This is a genomic window from Enterococcus sp. AZ109 (genome assembly GCF_051714625.1).
GTDB lineage: Bacteria > Bacillota > Bacilli > Lactobacillales > Enterococcaceae > Enterococcus_A.
In genome coordinates this window covers 2071256-2086512 of sequence record NZ_JBIOSF010000001.1, presented here as the reverse complement: position 1 = coordinate 2086512, position 15257 = coordinate 2071256, and the positions used below count along the sequence as shown (strand labels likewise).

Annotated in this window: 15 protein-coding genes; 5 read left to right on the top strand and 10 right to left on the bottom strand. The window is 43.9% G+C overall.

The genetic code is table 11. From position 1 onward, the window contains the following. Positions 1-21: 21 nt before the first annotated feature. Both IGI42_RS09955 and IGI42_RS09950 read right to left on the bottom strand, forming a co-directional pair. Positions 22-1353, bottom strand: a complete 1332-nt coding sequence (locus tag IGI42_RS09955; RefSeq protein ID WP_438715691.1) for a 6-phospho-alpha-glucosidase — start codon at positions 1351-1353, stop codon at positions 22-24. 1 nt (position 1354) lies between these two features. After that, entirely contained in the window at positions 1355-2962 is a 1608-nt protein-coding gene (locus tag IGI42_RS09950; protein ID WP_438715690.1) for a PTS transporter subunit EIIC, read from the bottom strand. A gap of 234 nt (positions 2963-3196) precedes the next feature. Between IGI42_RS09950 and IGI42_RS09945 the strand changes: the two genes are divergently transcribed. The 3 genes from IGI42_RS09945 to IGI42_RS09935 all read left to right on the top strand — a co-directional run bounded on the left by IGI42_RS09945 (position 3197) and on the right by IGI42_RS09935 (position 3882). Beyond that, complete coding sequence (locus IGI42_RS09945; RefSeq protein ID WP_438715689.1) at positions 3197-3442, top strand: toxin-antitoxin system, toxin component; 246 nt, start codon at positions 3197-3199, stop codon at positions 3440-3442. 97 nt (positions 3443-3539) lie between these two features. Continuing rightward, positions 3540-3662 carry a hypothetical protein gene (locus tag IGI42_RS09940; protein ID WP_438715688.1) on the top strand — a complete coding sequence of 41 codons (123 nt, stop codon included), beginning with the start codon at positions 3540-3542 and terminating at the stop codon, positions 3660-3662. A 19-nt stretch (positions 3663-3681) separates the two neighbouring features. After that, positions 3682-3882: a hypothetical protein gene (locus IGI42_RS09935; RefSeq protein ID WP_438715687.1), complete on the top strand. Its 201-nt coding sequence runs from the start codon at positions 3682-3684 to the stop codon at positions 3880-3882. A gap of 47 nt (positions 3883-3929) precedes the next feature. Here the strand turns inward: IGI42_RS09935 and IGI42_RS09930 are convergent, their stop codons facing one another. Beyond that, positions 3930-5693 (bottom strand): ABC transporter ATP-binding protein, encoded by a 1764-nt coding sequence (locus IGI42_RS09930; RefSeq protein WP_438715686.1) that lies wholly within the window; start codon positions 5691-5693, stop codon positions 3930-3932. A gap of 19 nt (positions 5694-5712) precedes the next feature. Continuing rightward, positions 5713-6456 carry a MarR family winged helix-turn-helix transcriptional regulator gene (locus IGI42_RS09925; protein WP_438715685.1) on the bottom strand — a complete coding sequence of 248 codons (744 nt, stop codon included), beginning with the start codon at positions 6454-6456 and terminating at the stop codon, positions 5713-5715. Positions 6457-6658: 202 nt separating this feature from the next. On the opposite strand from IGI42_RS09925, the gene IGI42_RS09920 reads away from it, so the two are divergent. Continuing rightward, a complete protein-coding gene (locus IGI42_RS09920) occupies positions 6659-8464 on the top strand; it encodes a glycerophosphoryl diester phosphodiesterase membrane domain-containing protein (protein ID WP_438715684.1) in 1806 nt (601 codons plus the stop codon). Positions 8465-8622: 158 nt separating this feature from the next. After that, complete coding sequence (locus tag IGI42_RS09915) at positions 8623-9543, top strand: N(5)-(carboxyethyl)ornithine synthase (RefSeq protein ID WP_438715683.1); 921 nt, start codon at positions 8623-8625, stop codon at positions 9541-9543. Between the two features lie 441 nt (positions 9544-9984). On the opposite strand, the gene scrK is transcribed toward IGI42_RS09915, so the two are convergent. The 6 genes from scrK to IGI42_RS09885 form a co-directional block, all read right to left on the bottom strand. Beyond that, complete coding sequence (scrK, locus tag IGI42_RS09910; protein WP_438715682.1) at positions 9985-10854, bottom strand: fructokinase ScrK; 870 nt, start codon at positions 10852-10854, stop codon at positions 9985-9987. A gap of 3 nt (positions 10855-10857) precedes the next feature. Next, a complete protein-coding gene (locus IGI42_RS09905; protein WP_438715681.1) occupies positions 10858-12537 on the bottom strand; it encodes a glycoside hydrolase family 13 protein in 1680 nt (559 codons plus the stop codon). Between the two features lie 18 nt (positions 12538-12555). Beyond that, on the bottom strand, positions 12556-12945 hold the full coding sequence (locus tag IGI42_RS09900; protein WP_438715680.1) for a VOC family protein: 390 nt from the start codon (positions 12943-12945) through the stop codon (positions 12556-12558). Beyond that, on the bottom strand, positions 12935-13792 hold the full coding sequence (locus tag IGI42_RS09895) for an endonuclease/exonuclease/phosphatase family protein (RefSeq protein ID WP_438715679.1): 858 nt from the start codon (positions 13790-13792) through the stop codon (positions 12935-12937). The genes IGI42_RS09900 and IGI42_RS09895 overlap by 11 nt, the downstream gene beginning before the upstream one ends. Before the next feature lie 9 nt (positions 13793-13801). After that, positions 13802-14290, bottom strand: coding sequence for a PTS sugar transporter subunit IIA (locus tag IGI42_RS09890; RefSeq protein WP_438715678.1), 489 nt, complete (start codon positions 14288-14290; stop codon positions 13802-13804). A 104-nt stretch (positions 14291-14394) separates the two neighbouring features. Then, positions 14395-15228: an AraC family transcriptional regulator gene (locus tag IGI42_RS09885; RefSeq protein ID WP_438715677.1), complete on the bottom strand. Its 834-nt coding sequence runs from the start codon at positions 15226-15228 to the stop codon at positions 14395-14397. Between the last annotated feature and the right edge of the window lie 29 nt (positions 15229-15257).

Below are 15257 nucleotides of genomic sequence, written 5' to 3'. Positions count from 1 at the left end.
CCGTAGTCTGCCTTTTTTCTACTATTTTAATTCTGGCCAATATTCACCATTTTCGACAATTAGATCATCTAGTAAATCTTTGGCTACCTGGGCACTTGGCACGGTTTTCGACAAGGTCAAAGCCTGCCACATTTTTTGATAGCTTTGTTCCACATATGCTTCCACTACTAATTTTTCAACCGTAACCTGCTGGAACATTAAAGCTTGCTGGAAAGCTGGAATTTTACCTTGAGCTAAAGGCTCTGGCCCATCCACGCCCACAACACACGGCACTTCTACCATTGCGTCATCTGGGAAGTTGGCAATTGCACCATTATTTTCAACGATCATAACCATCCGTTCATGAGTATTGTAGGCGATTGCCCTTGCTAAGTCCACAATAAACGTTGCATGGGCATCAATGTCAAACGCAATTCCTTCTGCTGAGCCGTTTTCGATAATTTTTTTCGCATGGTCAAAGACGGTTTTTTCCCGGCCGGCCATTACTTCGTTAGCCCGAGTGAATTCTGGATGCTCCTGCATATGATTTACTACATAATCAGGATATAAATAATATTTCAAATACGTATTCGGCAAGTATTCTGGCGCCACCGCTAAAATGTCCTTCGCCTTGCGATGGGTTTCCTGCCAGCTTGGATCGGTATGCTGGGTGTCTACTTCGATTTGCGTTAGATAACCGTTTTCTGCTACATACTCACGGATTTGTTCCAGGTATTCATTGCCTTCTTTGTCTTTAACACTGGTCCACCAGCCAAAATGATTTAGACCAAAATAGCGAACTTCCAATTCTTCCGGCTTCTTGCCGATAATTTGCGACATCCGCCGCAAGGTTCCTACCGGCATATCACAAATATTCAAGACCTTTGAATCCGGCCGCAGCACACGGCACGCTTCGGCGACAATCGCAGCTGGGTTGGAATAGTTTAACATCCATGCATTCGGCGAGTATTTTTCCATGTAGTCGATAATTTCCAACATACCGGTAATACTGCGCATGCCGTAAGCAATCCCGCCAGGTCCGCAGGTTTCTTGCCCTAGAACGCCATGACGCAAGGGCACCTTCTCATCTTTTTCCCGCATGGCATATTTACCGACCCGGATATGGGCCATGCAAAAATCTACATCACTGAAAGCTTCCTCGGGATCAGTCGTGTAGGTAAATTCAATTTCTGGTGCTTGCTCTTTCAGCAAAATTTCTAAGGCTTCCCCTAAAATTCCTTGACGCTTACCGTCATTATCATACAGCTTCAGCTTTCTTAATGGAAAACGATCACTGTTATCCAGCAACATCATCACGATTCCCGGGGTAAAGGTACTGCCGCCACCGGCAATTACTACTGAAAATTTCTTCATTTTATTCGTCTCCTTCTGGGTTTCTGCCTAAAAATTTCTCTAAATCTTCCCGAACCTGAGGAACAGTCAGCCCATACACTACGTGGACATTTTCACCATTTTTGATGACACCTTTGGCACTGGTTTGATCCTTTAATAAAGCTTCATCCACTAATTCAGGATTTTGCAGCTTCAAACGTAAACGGGTGTAGCAGTTATCAATCGTTTTAATATTGGCTTCGCCGCCTAGGCCTTCGACAATCATGGCCGAAAGTCCTGTGTTCGCCACAGTTGCGGAAGCACCGGCAGGAAGCGTTCCTTTCTTCTCCTTGTAGTCCTGCTTAGAATATAGCTTTGTTTCCTGCCCGCCATCTTCGCGTCCTACCGTTTTCAAATTCAACTTAGTGATTAACAAACGAAATGTAAAATAGTAAATAAAGAAGAAAGCAATTCCCACCACGATATATACTGGCCAACGAGTCTTCTCTATTCCCAGTGGCAAATTATATAGTAGGAAATCGATAAAGCCATTCGGTCCGATTGCCCGCGAGCCAAAGATGTTCAAAGCCACCATACTCAACCCGCTCAAGGCAGAATGAATGACAAACAAAATTGGTGCGACAAACATGAACGAAAATTCAATTGGTTCAGTGACCCCTGCTACAAAAGAAGTAACGACTGCTGGAATCAAAATCGCTTTTACTTTGTTTTTGTTTTCTGGTTTAGCTGTTTGATACATTGCTAAACATGCACCAATCAAGCCAAACATTTTAGAGATTCCACGAGCGTCCCAAATCACACTACCAGATAAAACACGAACCGCTGGATCGGCAATCTCTGCAAAATAAATATTACGGGCACCTTCGAAGACTTGACCGCCCACCTCAGCTACTCCTCCTAATGAGGTGTATAGGAAAGGTGTATAAATCAAATGATGCAATCCAGTTGGAATAAGTAAACGTTCTAGTGAGCCATATAAAAAGACCCCAAAATTACCGGTTTCCTTAATAATTCCACCTAAACCATCGATCCCTTGCTGAACCACTGGCCAGATGAAGGACAAGGCAATGGCCGACAAAACCAAAATTGGAATCAAGACGATAAAGACAAACCGGGCACCACCATACACTTGGAATGCATTGTTAAACTTCGTATCAATGAAGCGATTATGGATCAAAGCAACTACTAGTCCCAAAATTATTCCTAAGAAAACCCCCATATCCAAAACTTGAATGCCTAGAACCATCGCTTGTCCAGAACCCTGTAGTGCATCCGGCTCGACCAGCATTCCTCTAAGTTCCAAAAATTTATTCATAGCGTACAAGAATACTAAGTAACCCAGTAGTGCCGTGAAGGCCGCTTCAGCTTTTTTCTTGTTGGCCAAACCAAGAGCAATCCCTACACAGAAAATAATTCCTAAATTGGTTAAAATCGGCAATAACGATGCGGATAAAATACTGCCGAAGCCCATCGTAATTGGATTATCTAAAAACGAAAATTGCTCAATCAGTCGGGGATTCGTAAATACATTACCAATAGCGATTAATAAGCCGGCGATTGGTAAAATTAAGACCGGTACGAACATCGCTTTGGAAAACTTTTGCATAGCATCCATTATCTTTGCTTTCATTTCGTTGTCTCCTTTTTTCTTTGATGGGTTCATTATAGGGAATAATTTCGGCATTTTATATAGATAACGCTTACAAGGGAACTCGTTTCAGGATTTGAAATCTGTTTCATCTGGGATAAAATTCACAGAATAAGTCGCTAAGAGTACCTGATCCTTTTTCACTTCGTCAAATATCCCAGACTTTCCTTAAATTCTCACCCATATGTGTTACACTCAGGCTAAGAGGTGGTTTTTATGCTACGAACACAAGTTGATATTGTTTCACTAATGAAGAAGGTTTCGGAAAATGTGGCTGATTCTTTCGACAGTGCGTCGATTGTTGCCGAATATGCTACACCTAAAGAACTGTTGGATTCCTCAGAAGTCGTTTGCGATAAAATGTTAAATGAATTTTTGGATTCTTTCCGTAAAGATTTTCAAGCTGCTTATGTAGAAGAATTAATGAAGCAGTTAAGTGAACAAAGCGTTAAGTTCAAGTAGACTCTCTTGCAGGGTCTTTTTTCTTTGGAGTGATTTTGTGTTCTTCTACTAAAAATCGGAAAATAATTTCTGCTATAATTAAAGCAGGGGTGTTACTATGCTGCTTAGTACAATATTCGGACTCATTTATGTTGCTTTTGGCGCACTGATTCTTTATGGCATTATTCGATTGGCAGTAAGGCATGGGATTCAAGATGCCGAAAAGGCGAAAAACAGATGAATGGCTAGGAGGTCTCACTATGTTCGATCCAGCAACTAAAACTTTCCATTGCAACCATTGTCAGAAACAAATCGAAACCGATGAAACGGTCTGGACAAAATGGCGCTTTCCACCGAAAAATTCGGCCGGCCAATTAAAAGCCCGAAAAGATCTGGAGCTACAGAACGCTCCGATCTTGTGTGAAACTTGCGCCCAAGAAATTATCAATAAAACATTCTAAAAAGCACTGGCACCTCGGTCCAAATAGGATCGCTGTGTCAGTGCTTTCTAATTTACTACCTGTTCTTTTACATATTCCGCATACAACGGATGAGTCTGCATTAGTTCACTGTGGGTTCCGTGTCCGGTAACTTCACCTTTTTCAATGAAGTAAATGTGATCGGCATCAACAATTGTAGATAGTCGGTGCGCAATAACCAATGTCGTGCGCCCTACCATCAGCTTCTCTAATGCCCGCTGAACTTTTTCTTCCGATTGAGAATCCAAGCTGGCGGTAGCTTCGTCCAGCATTAAAATGTTAGGATCCCGTAGAAAAGCTCGCGCAATCGCGATGCGTTGCTTTTGTCCGCCAGATAGTTTAACGCCGCGTTCTCCTAGTTCAGTTTCCAATTGTTCCGGAAATTCCTGAACAAATTGATCAGCATAAGCCAGTGATAAGCCATGCCACAGTTCTTCATCGGTTAAGGTTCGGTCCAAGCCATACTGCAGGTTATCCCGAATACTGCCAGCAAAGACGGCGCTGTCTTGAGAGACATAGCCAATTTGCGAACGCCAATGAGTCAAGTCGATCTCTTGAATATCCTCTTGGTCGATCAAAACTTTTCCATCGGTGGGTTGATAAAAGCGTTCCAACAACGCGAAGATTGTAGACTTCCCACCACCACTTGGTCCGGCGAAGGCGATCACGGTATTGGGCTTAGCTTCAAAAGAGACATTGCTTAATACTGGACGATCATCTGTGTAACCGAAGGACAAGTTTTTAGCAGTAATGGTTTTTCCAGCAATCGGTGTTTCTTTGCCGTTGCCCATAGGTTCGACGGGCGTTTCCAAAATTTTTTCGATCCGTTCGGTTGCCCCCATAGCTTTTTGCACCTGAGAGAAAAATGTCGCAAAAGTTGCAGCTGGCATAATGATGTTAAACAAGTAAAGCAGGAAAGCCACTAATTCACCGCTGCTTAAAGTTCCTGCTTGTACCCGAATCGCACCGTACCCGAGAATACCAACGAATAAGCCCAGCATAGCGGTCATCATAATCGGTTGCAGCACTGCTTCTACCTTCGCATCCTTAACCCCTAGACGGAAAATCTGATCCACCAAACGACTGCCGCTTTGCTTTTCAAATTCTTCCCCGTTGCTAGACTTAATTAGACGAATTTCTGACAGCTTTTCACTAGCTTCGGCGTTAAAATCAGCGGTAGCCGTTTGCAGCTGCTTGCCAATTTTCATCATAATCCGTCCGATTGGCAGCATAATCAAGGCAACTACCGGAACTGCTAGAAACATCAAAGCCGCCATTTTCCAATCCATTACAAACAGAATAATCATGGAACCAACAAGTTGGATGGCACCAGTAATAAAGTTAGGGAACTGGGAAGTCACTAGTTCTTTGATAACGGAAGTATCATTGACTAGGCGGGAGCTGCTTTCGCCAGATTTATGGTTATCAAAATAACCAACTGGTAATTGCAGCAGATGCGCCCATAATTTTTCCCGTAAAGTTTTGACAGCACTCTCTCCCACATAACGTAGGAGAAAGCCGCCGATGGTTCCAAAACCCAGTTGCGCTACGAAAGCTAAAATCAACACAATCAGCATCCCGCTGTCAATACGGGCCAGCTCACTAGTATCAATTAAGCCCTTCGTCAGCTGTGGCACGATCAAACTGGCACCGCTAGTCACCAAACTTAAGGCAATCCCCACAAAGAACAAAGCTTTCTTAGGATTGACGCTGTTGATCAATTGGATAAAATCTTTTAATTTAAACGGAGCTTTCCCCGTGGTTGTTTCGTTAAAATGTTCTCTGCGTTCCATCGTAAATCCTACCTTCTAACTAAAAATCTTCCCATTCACCCTGGTCTTCAGAAGAATCGCGGGGATCTGAGGGCTTAGGTCCTCGATCAAATTCGCCGCCAAAGAAGTCATGGGTAAATCCTCTGCGACCACCTCTTGGACCGTGGTGAGGACCAGGTCCATGATGAGGACCGCCAAAGAAGGGATTGTTCCGCATTCCTTTGCGCATCTCATCCCGCATTTTTCGGCGTTCATCATGGGACATCTTGCGCCAGTCACCCTCAAAGCCTTCGAACTGCTCCCGGAAGTCTTGCATTTGACGCAGACGATCCATCGGGTCAATAAAACGTTCTGCCTGTTGTTGAAATTCTTCATTCCAGCCGTCAGCGATTTTTTGCAAATATTCACTAAACTGTTGTTGTTCTTCTTCGCTTAACCCGGCAAAAAAATCTTCGCTCTGGTCTTTGCCATTGTCGGAGAAGCCGGCAATTTTTTCTTTGCCTTGTTCCGTTAAAAAGACCCGCTTCAAGCGACGGTCCTGCTCTTCTTCTTTGCGAATCACATCGCCGCTTTTTTCCATTTTCTTTAACAGCTCCGCCAACGAACTAGGCCGCAAATCCAAAATCTCGGCTAATTGACTTTGAATCAGACCGTCTTCTTTTTCTAAAATAGCTAACACCCGCATTTGACCAGTTAAGTGTTTTTTCTTTTGGCTCATAAAGGCATTGCTGGCAACACCGATAAAACGCAATTGCTTCATTAATTCATCTGTAAATTGACTCATACAATTTCCTCTTTCCTTTTTAATTCGGTACCGAACTAATTAATACGTTGATTATAGTTCGGTGCCGAACGATTGTCAACTAGTTTATTGCAACTTTTTTTGAAGAACTCAAAAAGATGGGATTTCTTCATGCAATAAGAAGACTTATCCTGTTTCTTTTAGTAAAATAAAGAATGGATTTCCCACAATTGGAGATGTTTAGATGGTTTACGTAAAAAATAGTTTTCTGCACTTATTCCGCTTTTTACGCAGTACCATGTCCTATTTTCGGGACGTGTTGCTGCTTCACGGCTTTATGCTGTTTGTGCTTTTGCCCTTCTTAACCAGCTTAATTAAATTTATTTTGCGGCGCGGACAGATTGAGTATCTTTCCTATGATACTTTCGGCATTATTTTGCGGGAGCATCCGGGGGTGCTGGCTGCCTTAATTGCCGTTTTGCTGGCGATTTTAGTGGGCGTCTTTTTTGAATTCACCTTTTTGTTAATCAGTGTCTTTTTCATTAAAAAGAAAGAGCCGATTTCATTGAGGCAGCTGTTAAGAGGCACCTTGATTCAGCTGAAAAAGATTCGGCCTTCCTCGATTTTGTTCTTTCTGGTGTACTTTTTGCTGGTGCTGCCCTTTGGCGGATTGAACTTTAATTCAGATTTATTAGCCAAGGTGAAAATTCCGGCCTTTATCTTGGATTACATTTTCGCCAATCGAGTAGCAGTCATTGCTTCGGTGGTGGCAGCTTATCTGGTTTTGGTTTACTTCTCGATTCGCTTGATTTTTGCCTTGCCCCAGATGATTCTGCGGGATCGGCGCTTTGGACAAGCCGTCAAGGAAAGCTGGCAGGCAACTAAAGGCTGGAATTTTCTGCGTTTGCTGGGGCAATTTTTATTGATCAGCGCTGCCGTGATGCTATTGGCATCCGTCAGCTACGGATTGATTTTACTGCTTTTGAGCTTAGTGGAAACCAATCTGCCGGAATATGCGTTACCTGGTGCAGTGGTTGCCATGACGATTATGCAGTTTGTTTTCTTGGCGAATATTGTGTTATCGACGGTGGGGATTTTTTACATCACGATTGCTTCAATGGATGACAGCGGACTGCTTACCGGCTTGCCGGAGTGGTTTACGAAGAGTGCCGCTGGCGAAAAAGAAGCCTGGTCCTTTGGCAAAGTTTCCTTGTTCGTTGTGGTGGCGGTATTGTTCGGGATTGGCGTGGGAACTTACAACACCAACTACCTCAGCAACTATTCCTTAAAGGAGCCGCTGACGATTTCCCATCGCGGCGTTTCTAATGGCAATGGGGTGCAAAACAGTTTGATGGCCTTGCAGGAAACTTCCCGCCTCCACCCGTCTTATGTGGAGATGGATGTGCAGGAGACTAAAGATAAACAATTCGTGGTAATGCACGATTTTAACTTGAAAGCTTTGACTGGGGTGGACAAGCGGCCAAATCAATTAACCTTGGCGGAATTAGAGGAGCTGCAGGTTCAGGAAAATGGCGACAGCGCCCCGCTGGTTTCTTTTGATGAGTATTTGACGGAAGCTATTGCGGTTGATCAGCCTTTGCTGATTGAACTTAAAGCTACGCCCCAAGACAGCCCAGATATGGTGGACCGCTTTATTGAAAAATACAAGCACGTGATTTTGGCTCAGCATTCGATTTTACAATCCTTAGACTTTGATGTCGTTACACAGCTGAAGGAAAAAGTGCCGGAATTTTATGTCGGCTACATTATGCCCTTTAATATTGTGGGCCCGCCCATCAGCAAGGTGGATTTCTTTACAATCGAGTACACCACATTGAATCGCAACTTCATCGATGCGGCCCACGACGATGGCAAGGATGTTTTCGTTTGGACGGTTAATGATGAAGACACCATGACCCGCATGATGTTTTACGGCGTGGACGGGATTGTCACTGATAATCTGGAGCTGCTGCAGCAGACCGTCAAAACCGACTTGAAAGAACCGACTTATGCTGACAAGCTGTTCTATTTTGTGACGGGAATTGGGTAATAAGGGAGTCACCAGAGAAAGCGCACTATTCTCTGGTGACTTTTTTTACAGCTGTCATTTGAAGCAGGCTGCGAATCCTTTAACAGCAGGGGTTTAGAGCACCTTCCTATCATTAATGAAAAATACGTGTTAGGCTTAAAGGAGAAAGGATGATTTAGATGACTTTAAAAACCGTTGGATTTCCCATCAGCAGCAAGACCGGCGAAAAGCGGATTGCTTTAACGCCAAAAGATGTAGAACAGTTGTCAAATAAATCTCAGCTCTATTTTGAAAGCGGATACGGAGAGGGGCTAAATATTCCCGATTCTTCCTATGAAAAACTAGGATGCCACATCGTCAGCCGAGACGAGACCCTGCAACAAGACATTATTTGTGCGCCAAAAATTGGCGACGAGGACTTTTTTTATCAAATTAAACCTAAACAAACCCTTTTCGGCTGGATTCATGCGGAATCAAATCCGAAACGCATGGATTATATTCGCGAAAATGATCTTATCGCCTATGAATGGGCAAACATGTTTGATCAATCCCGCAATGTTTTTTGGAAAAATAATTACCTGGCGGGTTCGGCGGCGATTCTTCATGCCTTTATGTCGCAAGGAAGATTGCCTGCCAACCTGAAAATCGCTATGATTGGCCGCGGGAATGTTGCGCAAGGGGCACTAGCCATCTTGAACAAATACACTAATGAGATTTCGGTGTTCAACCGCAAGCAAGAGGATTTGTTTAGAAGTGAGCTGCTGGATTTTGATGTGATCATTAACACCACCTTGTGGGATATCACTCGAAAGGACCATTTAGTTTATCGATCGGATTTGAAAAAAATGCGCCATGGCACCTTTATTATTGATATTGGCTGTTCCATCAATGGAGCGATCGAATCCTCAAGATTGGCCACTTTCCAAGAGCCGATTTATCAGGTGGAGGGCGTGAATCATTACGTAATCGACAATACCCCGAGTATTCTCTACGCTGATGCTAGCACCGCCATTTCAGATGAAGTGAAGAACTATTTGAATTTGTTGATCGAAGGCTCAGAGAATCAGATTCTTACAGAATCACGAGTTGGTCAAAACTAATAAGAAAGGCTTCGCAAACTCGCTCAGCTTTGGAGCACCGATTAGGTACTGTTCTACATCAACGCGGCTTACGCAGTCGTTGTGTATCACAGCAATAAGACTAAAATTTTGATAAACTGCTCCTCAAGTTTCTCAAAATTTTCGCTTATTGCCGACAAAGCTAGCTCCTTAATGCGGTAGTGAATTTTCTGCAAAAATTCACTTTATCCTCGTACGCATACCATTCCACTAAGTGGTTCAAACCTGATACTCGATATAGCTTTATTATCTGATAAACCAGCTTTTTAAACTTTGAAAAGTGGAAGTGGCAAGCTAGTTTGTGAAGCCGGGCACCAGTAGAATTGGTTTAATAAGCTTTCTAATTGTGAATAACTTATACTTTCTTTAAAGTTGAAAAAATAGCACAAAGATCTTCCCTAGGAAAATCTTCGTGCTATTTTTTTATGAATGCAATTTAGCTTCTCTAGCCAAAGCCAGACAGCCAATCGTGCCGGCATTATCTTCTAAAGCTGGCGTAACGATATACTCTGATAGCTGCGGGGTTTTGACGTAGCTTTTCATCAGGCGTTCAAAGGCTTGATGAACCTTCGTCATTAAATGCTGCTGCTTCATCACGCCGCCACCAAAAATAATCACATCCGGCGAAAGCATCAAAGTGGTATTATAGGCACATTGGGCAATGTATTCCGCCTCAATCTCCCAAAACGGATCGTCTTTTGTTAAGGTTTGGCCTTTTCGTCCCAAGCGCTGTTCGATCGCCGGGCCGGCTGCCATGCCTTCTAAGCAATTCCCGTGGAATGGGCAACTGCCGGTGAAGTCATCAGCAGGATGATTGCGCACCAGCATGTGACCCATCTCAGGATGGCTAAAGCCTTCTATAAATTTGCCTTCCTGCAACGCGCCGCCGCCAATCCCGGTACCAATGGTGTAGTAAACCACACTAGACAAGCCTTTACCATTTCCCGCCACGTATTCGCCAAAGCAAGCGGCGTTAACATCGGTGGTCCAGGCAATCGGCAGCTCAAAATGCTGCTTCAAGGTGCCGATAAAATCAAAGTTCTGCCAAGCCAGCTTAGGTGTAGACGTAATGTAGCCATAGGTTTTTGAATCCCGATGAATATCGATAGGACCAAATGATCCAACGCCGATACTCTCTAACTGAGCTTCATGTTTCTTGAAAAATTCTACCACCAAGGCCATCGTTTCCGCAGGCGTAGTCGTTGGGAAGCTTTCCCGTTCTAAAATTTCTAATTCACTGTTGCCGATGGCGCAGACAAACTTGGTGCCGCCGGCTTCAATTGCTCCGTACATTCTCTACCCTTCTTTCTTAATGTGATAGACTTTGCTTTCGTAAGGGCGCAAGGTCGTACCTAAATCATCAGAATAATTGGAAATCAACACTGCAGCACCGCCAGGTACATCATATTCTCGCTTGATGGTTTGATCGGTAAAGTTGTTGATGACAACCAACTCTTCATTCTCATAATGACGAACATAAGCAAAAACTTCGCCATCTTCGGCATTCAGTAATTCATAATCCCCGTAAACGATAATCGGATACTTTTTCCGCAGCTGATTGATCTGTTGATAGTAATAGAAAATAGATTCATGGTCTTGCTTGACTGCTGCGACGTTAATCTCAGAGTAATTTGGATTCACCCTTAACCAAGGTTCACCGGTAGTAAAGCCGGCTTGCTCAGCGGCGTCCCACTGCATTGGTGTCCGAGCATTGTCTCGTGACGAGTGGTGCACAAAATCCATCATGGTTTCCGGTGTCAGACGTTTTTGCTCCTCAACTAAATCCCGATACGCATTCAAGGTATCAATGTCGCGATACTCCTCGATAGTTTCAAAGGCCACATTTGTCATGGCAATTTCTTCCCCTTGGAAAATATACGGCGTGCCTTGCATGAAATGCATGGTGGTTGCCAGCATTTTGGCCGAAAGCTCGCGATATTCCGGTGAATCATTGCCGAAGCGGGAAACTACTCGCGGACGATCATGGTTATTCCAATACAAGCTGTTCCAGGCTTTGTTATGCAGCTCCACTTGCCATTTTGACAAGATTCGTTTCAGTTCTACTAGGTCAAAGCGTTCGTTGCTCCACTTGCCTAAGCCTTCTTTGCTGTCGTCAATCACCGCATGTTCAAATTGGAAAACCATCTGTAATTCCCCTGCATCAAAGCCGGTGTATAAAATCGCATCGTCCGTAGAAACGCCTGGTGTTTCCCCTACTGTAATAATATCCGCCTTCGACAAGACTTGGTCGTGCATTTCTTTTAAGTATTGGTGAACATTGGGACCATTCGCCACCATTTCCATCGATGAGCTATGGTTTTCATAGTCAACATCGGGATCATCCGGAAAGGCTGAATCTTTGGAAATCAGGTTGATGACGTCCATTCGGAAGCCGTCTACCCCTTTGGCCAGCCAAAAATTCATCATGTCGTAAATTTCTTGACGTACCTTCGGATTGTCCCAGTTCAAATCTGGTTGTTTTTTCGAGAAAATGTGCAAGTAATACTGACCGGTGGTTTCGTCGTATTCCCAAGCCGATCCGCCAAAATCAGAGGCCCAGTTGTTGGGTTCTTTGCCGCCTACCGGATCTTTCCAAATGTAGTAATCCCGGTACGGGTTGTCCTTGGATTTGCGGCTTTCTTCAAACCAGCGATGCTCATCTGAGGTATGATTGACTACTAAATCCATCATCACCTTTAAGCCTAATTCATGAGCTTTGGCAAACAAGGCTTCTGCATCGGCCATCGTCCCGTATTCTGGCTGGATGGCTTGGTAATCGCTGATATCATAGCCGTTGTCATCATTAGGTGATTGATAAACCGGACTTAGCCAAATCACGTCGACGCCTAATTCCTTTAAATGGGGCAGGCGTTGAATAATTCCTGGGATATCACCCACACCATCGCCGTTGCTGTCTTGAAAGCTGCGAGGGTAAATTTGATACACGACTGCTTCTTTCCACCATGTCTTCTCCATTGCGTTTCCTCCTAGTTACTACAGATTAATCTGACAAAATTCGATTTTTTCTTGGTTCGGGCCTTCCACGATGAAAAAGCGGATGCCTTTTTTCCAGTAATGCAGCGATTCGATGCCGTTAGAGACGATCGGATATGGTAATTCCTTGACTGCCTGATACAGCTCATCAATCTTGATGACATCTAAAGCAATATGATCAATCGCCCCAATCGAACGATCTTCTGTTAGCTCCCACAGCTCAATCACTAAGCCTTTTAATTCTAGAAAAGCCACGGCTCCACCATTGACTTGTTCTTCTTCGTTCATTAATTGAAAGCCCAGGTTTTCGTAAAAAGCAATCGACGCCTCCATTTTTTTAGTGGGGATGCCAATATGCTGCAGGCCTTGAATACAGTCTTTAACTAGCATAGGCGCAACTTCCTTTCTCTTCTTGGTTAATCTCGACAACAATTCCGCAATGATCGGAAATCATCGGGTAATTGTCACCGTCAAAGATGGTTTGATAAGAATCCACCGGTAATGCTCTTGAAGTGAATACATAATCAATTCGTAATTTTTGTTTATTTTCGTCCCAGCCGGCAATTTTTTTGGTTACCGTGTGTTCGCCATTTTTTTCTTGAGCCGCATGGAAGCTGTCCTGCCACTGCTGCTGGGCTTGGATCAACTGATAGCCTTCTGCCAGCTTCTGGGCATCGTTGTTAAAGTCTCCCAGTAAATAGGTAGGATGCTTCAAGCTAGGCTGAATAGCTTGCTCAAAGGTCCGCCATTCTTCATTAAACAGCGCTTCGCCTTTAAATTCCCACCAAGAAAAGTGAGCCGAATAGAACCATTGCAGCTCCCCTTCCACCTCAACGCTGCCACCGACAACGGTACGGCGGCGAACATCTTCAAAATCCAGCTCTGAACGGAAGGTGATTTTTTGCGTTTCTTGAAACGGCTGACGAGACAACAGGGCTGTTCCTTCTTCATAAATATCAAAGCCGATATGGCAATCGCCCCAAATACCAAAATATTGCTGACCTTTGTTTGCCAAAATTTTAAGCAACATATGGGCAAAGTTGTCTTCTTTAATCGGTAAATCCGATAAAGAAGCGACTTGGCTGTCGGCAACTGGCAGGCTGCCGTGAAATTGATTGACCTCCTGCAAGGCGATGACATCGAATTCTTCTTTAACAATCACATCCGCCAGCTGATGAAGCTTGGCGATTTGATCGGTTTCGACCCAGCTATGGGTATTTAAGGTTAATAGTTTCATGATGGGGCCTCACTTTTCTTTGATTGCGCCGATTTCTTCGCCTTGTTGGACATCTTTTGCTTGAATCTCAGGCAATTGGAACTGATCAGTATTGGTGACCACAATAATTACGTCGGTGCCTTTGCCATCGGCTTCGATAGCTTTGCGGTCCATTTTGGCAACCGGCGTTTCCGCGGTGACTTGGGCGCCTTCTTTGACTAAAACGTCAAAAGGGGCGCCGGCTAATTCCACCGTGTCTAATCCCATATGCAGCAGAATTTCGGCACCATTGGTTAATTTAAAGGTAATTGCATGCTTGGTTGGAAAAACGCTAATGACCTCACCTGCACCTGGGGCAAAGATCTCATCGGATTGCGGTTCAATTGCAAAGCCGTCTCCCATCATCTTAGTAGAAAAGACTTCATCCTCTACGGCTGTAATGTTCTTTAGGTAGCCGGCGGTCATGGCATATAAACTAAGGTCGGTTGATTTCGCTGATTTCTTGAAAAAGTTAAACATATCTAAATTCCTCCAGTACATTTTTATAGGTACGAAAAAAGGATCGTCCTAGTGATAACTCCACTATACGTGACGATCCTTGACTATTCTTCCCATTTTTTGTCCTACTTTTTCCCAAGAATTATCTTTTGATAGCGTAAAGGAGGAATTCCTTCGATCTCCTTGAACACTCGATGGAAGGTCTTCTCGCTGGAAAACCCAGAGCGCTCCGCCACCTCGGTCATGGGGATGGTTTCTTTTGATAGAATGTATTTGGCTTTGTTGATACGGTATTCATTTAAAAAGCGGTGAAACGGGATGCCCACGTTCTTTTTAAAAAAGCGGGAGAAGTAGGTAGGGCTGACATTTAAAATCGCCGCCACATCTTCAATCCGGATATTTTCCAAGTAATTCTCGTCAATAAAACGATACACCCGATCCAAACGTTCCAAAATCTCTTGATTATTTAAGGTTTGCAGGCTCACCTTCTGCATTTGCCGGGTACTTTGCGGCAATTTAGCCAAGGTTGAAAATAATTGCGTCAAGCTAGTGAGCTGATCCAATTTTTTCAACGGCTGGTCTAGTTCTTCCCCTTCATATAATGCTAAAATGAGTTGACCCATCTCCTGCTGGCGCTGCTGGGACCAGTTTTTACTATGGCTTTCCACTTGATCGATGGCCTGCTGCAGGAAAACCGCTTCTTCTATAGAAAGAAATTCGTTAAACAGGCGCGGGTCCACCTTTACAATAATGTATTCGGTATCTGGTGAAGCTAAATAATAGTGACTGATACCGCTGTTGATGATGTACATCTCTTCCTCCAACAGCTGAATCACTTCTTGCTCGATGCCGGCGGTTAACTTTCCTTCTACTATATAGATGATTTCCAGCTCCTGGTGCCAGTTAGGGGCCACGCGTTCTTCGCCGGTTTTGTAAAACAGCTGCAGGTTATTCTTCATTTGGATGTACACCTCCCACTTAGATTATA

Bases quoted from the DNA above. Each gene is read 5' to 3' on its own strand.
- IGI42_RS09955 (WP_438715691.1), bottom strand. From the start codon at position 1,353: ATGAAGAAATTTTCAGTAGTAATTGCCGGTGGCGGCAGTACCTTTACC.
- IGI42_RS09950 (WP_438715690.1), bottom strand. From the start codon at position 2,962: ATGAAAGCAAAGATAATGGATGCTATGCAAAAGTTTTCCAAAGCGATG.
- IGI42_RS09885 (WP_438715677.1), bottom strand. From the start codon at position 15,228: ATGAAGAATAACCTGCAGCTGTTTTACAAAACCGGCGAAGAACGCGTG.
- IGI42_RS09895 (WP_438715679.1), bottom strand. From the start codon at position 13,792: ATGAAACTATTAACCTTAAATACCCATAGCTGGGTCGAAACCGATCAA.
- IGI42_RS09890 (WP_438715678.1), bottom strand. From the start codon at position 14,290: ATGTTTAACTTTTTCAAGAAATCAGCGAAATCAACCGACCTTAGTTTA.
- IGI42_RS09915 (WP_438715683.1), top strand. From the start codon at position 8,623: ATGACTTTAAAAACCGTTGGATTTCCCATCAGCAGCAAGACCGGCGAA.
- IGI42_RS09920 (WP_438715684.1), top strand. From the start codon at position 6,659: ATGGTTTACGTAAAAAATAGTTTTCTGCACTTATTCCGCTTTTTACGC.
- scrK (WP_438715682.1), bottom strand. From the start codon at position 10,854: ATGTACGGAGCAATTGAAGCCGGCGGCACCAAGTTTGTCTGCGCCATC.
- IGI42_RS09935 (WP_438715687.1), top strand. From the start codon at position 3,682: ATGTTCGATCCAGCAACTAAAACTTTCCATTGCAACCATTGTCAGAAA.
- IGI42_RS09930 (WP_438715686.1), bottom strand. From the start codon at position 5,693: ATGGAACGCAGAGAACATTTTAACGAAACAACCACGGGGAAAGCTCCG.
- IGI42_RS09945 (WP_438715689.1), top strand. From the start codon at position 3,197: ATGCTACGAACACAAGTTGATATTGTTTCACTAATGAAGAAGGTTTCG.
- IGI42_RS09905 (WP_438715681.1), bottom strand. From the start codon at position 12,537: ATGGAGAAGACATGGTGGAAAGAAGCAGTCGTGTATCAAATTTACCCT.
- IGI42_RS09925 (WP_438715685.1), bottom strand. From the start codon at position 6,456: ATGAGTCAATTTACAGATGAATTAATGAAGCAATTGCGTTTTATCGGT.
- IGI42_RS09940 (WP_438715688.1), top strand. From the start codon at position 3,540: ATGCTGCTTAGTACAATATTCGGACTCATTTATGTTGCTTTTGGCGCA.
- IGI42_RS09900 (WP_438715680.1), bottom strand. From the start codon at position 12,945: ATGCTAGTTAAAGACTGTATTCAAGGCCTGCAGCATATTGGCATCCCC.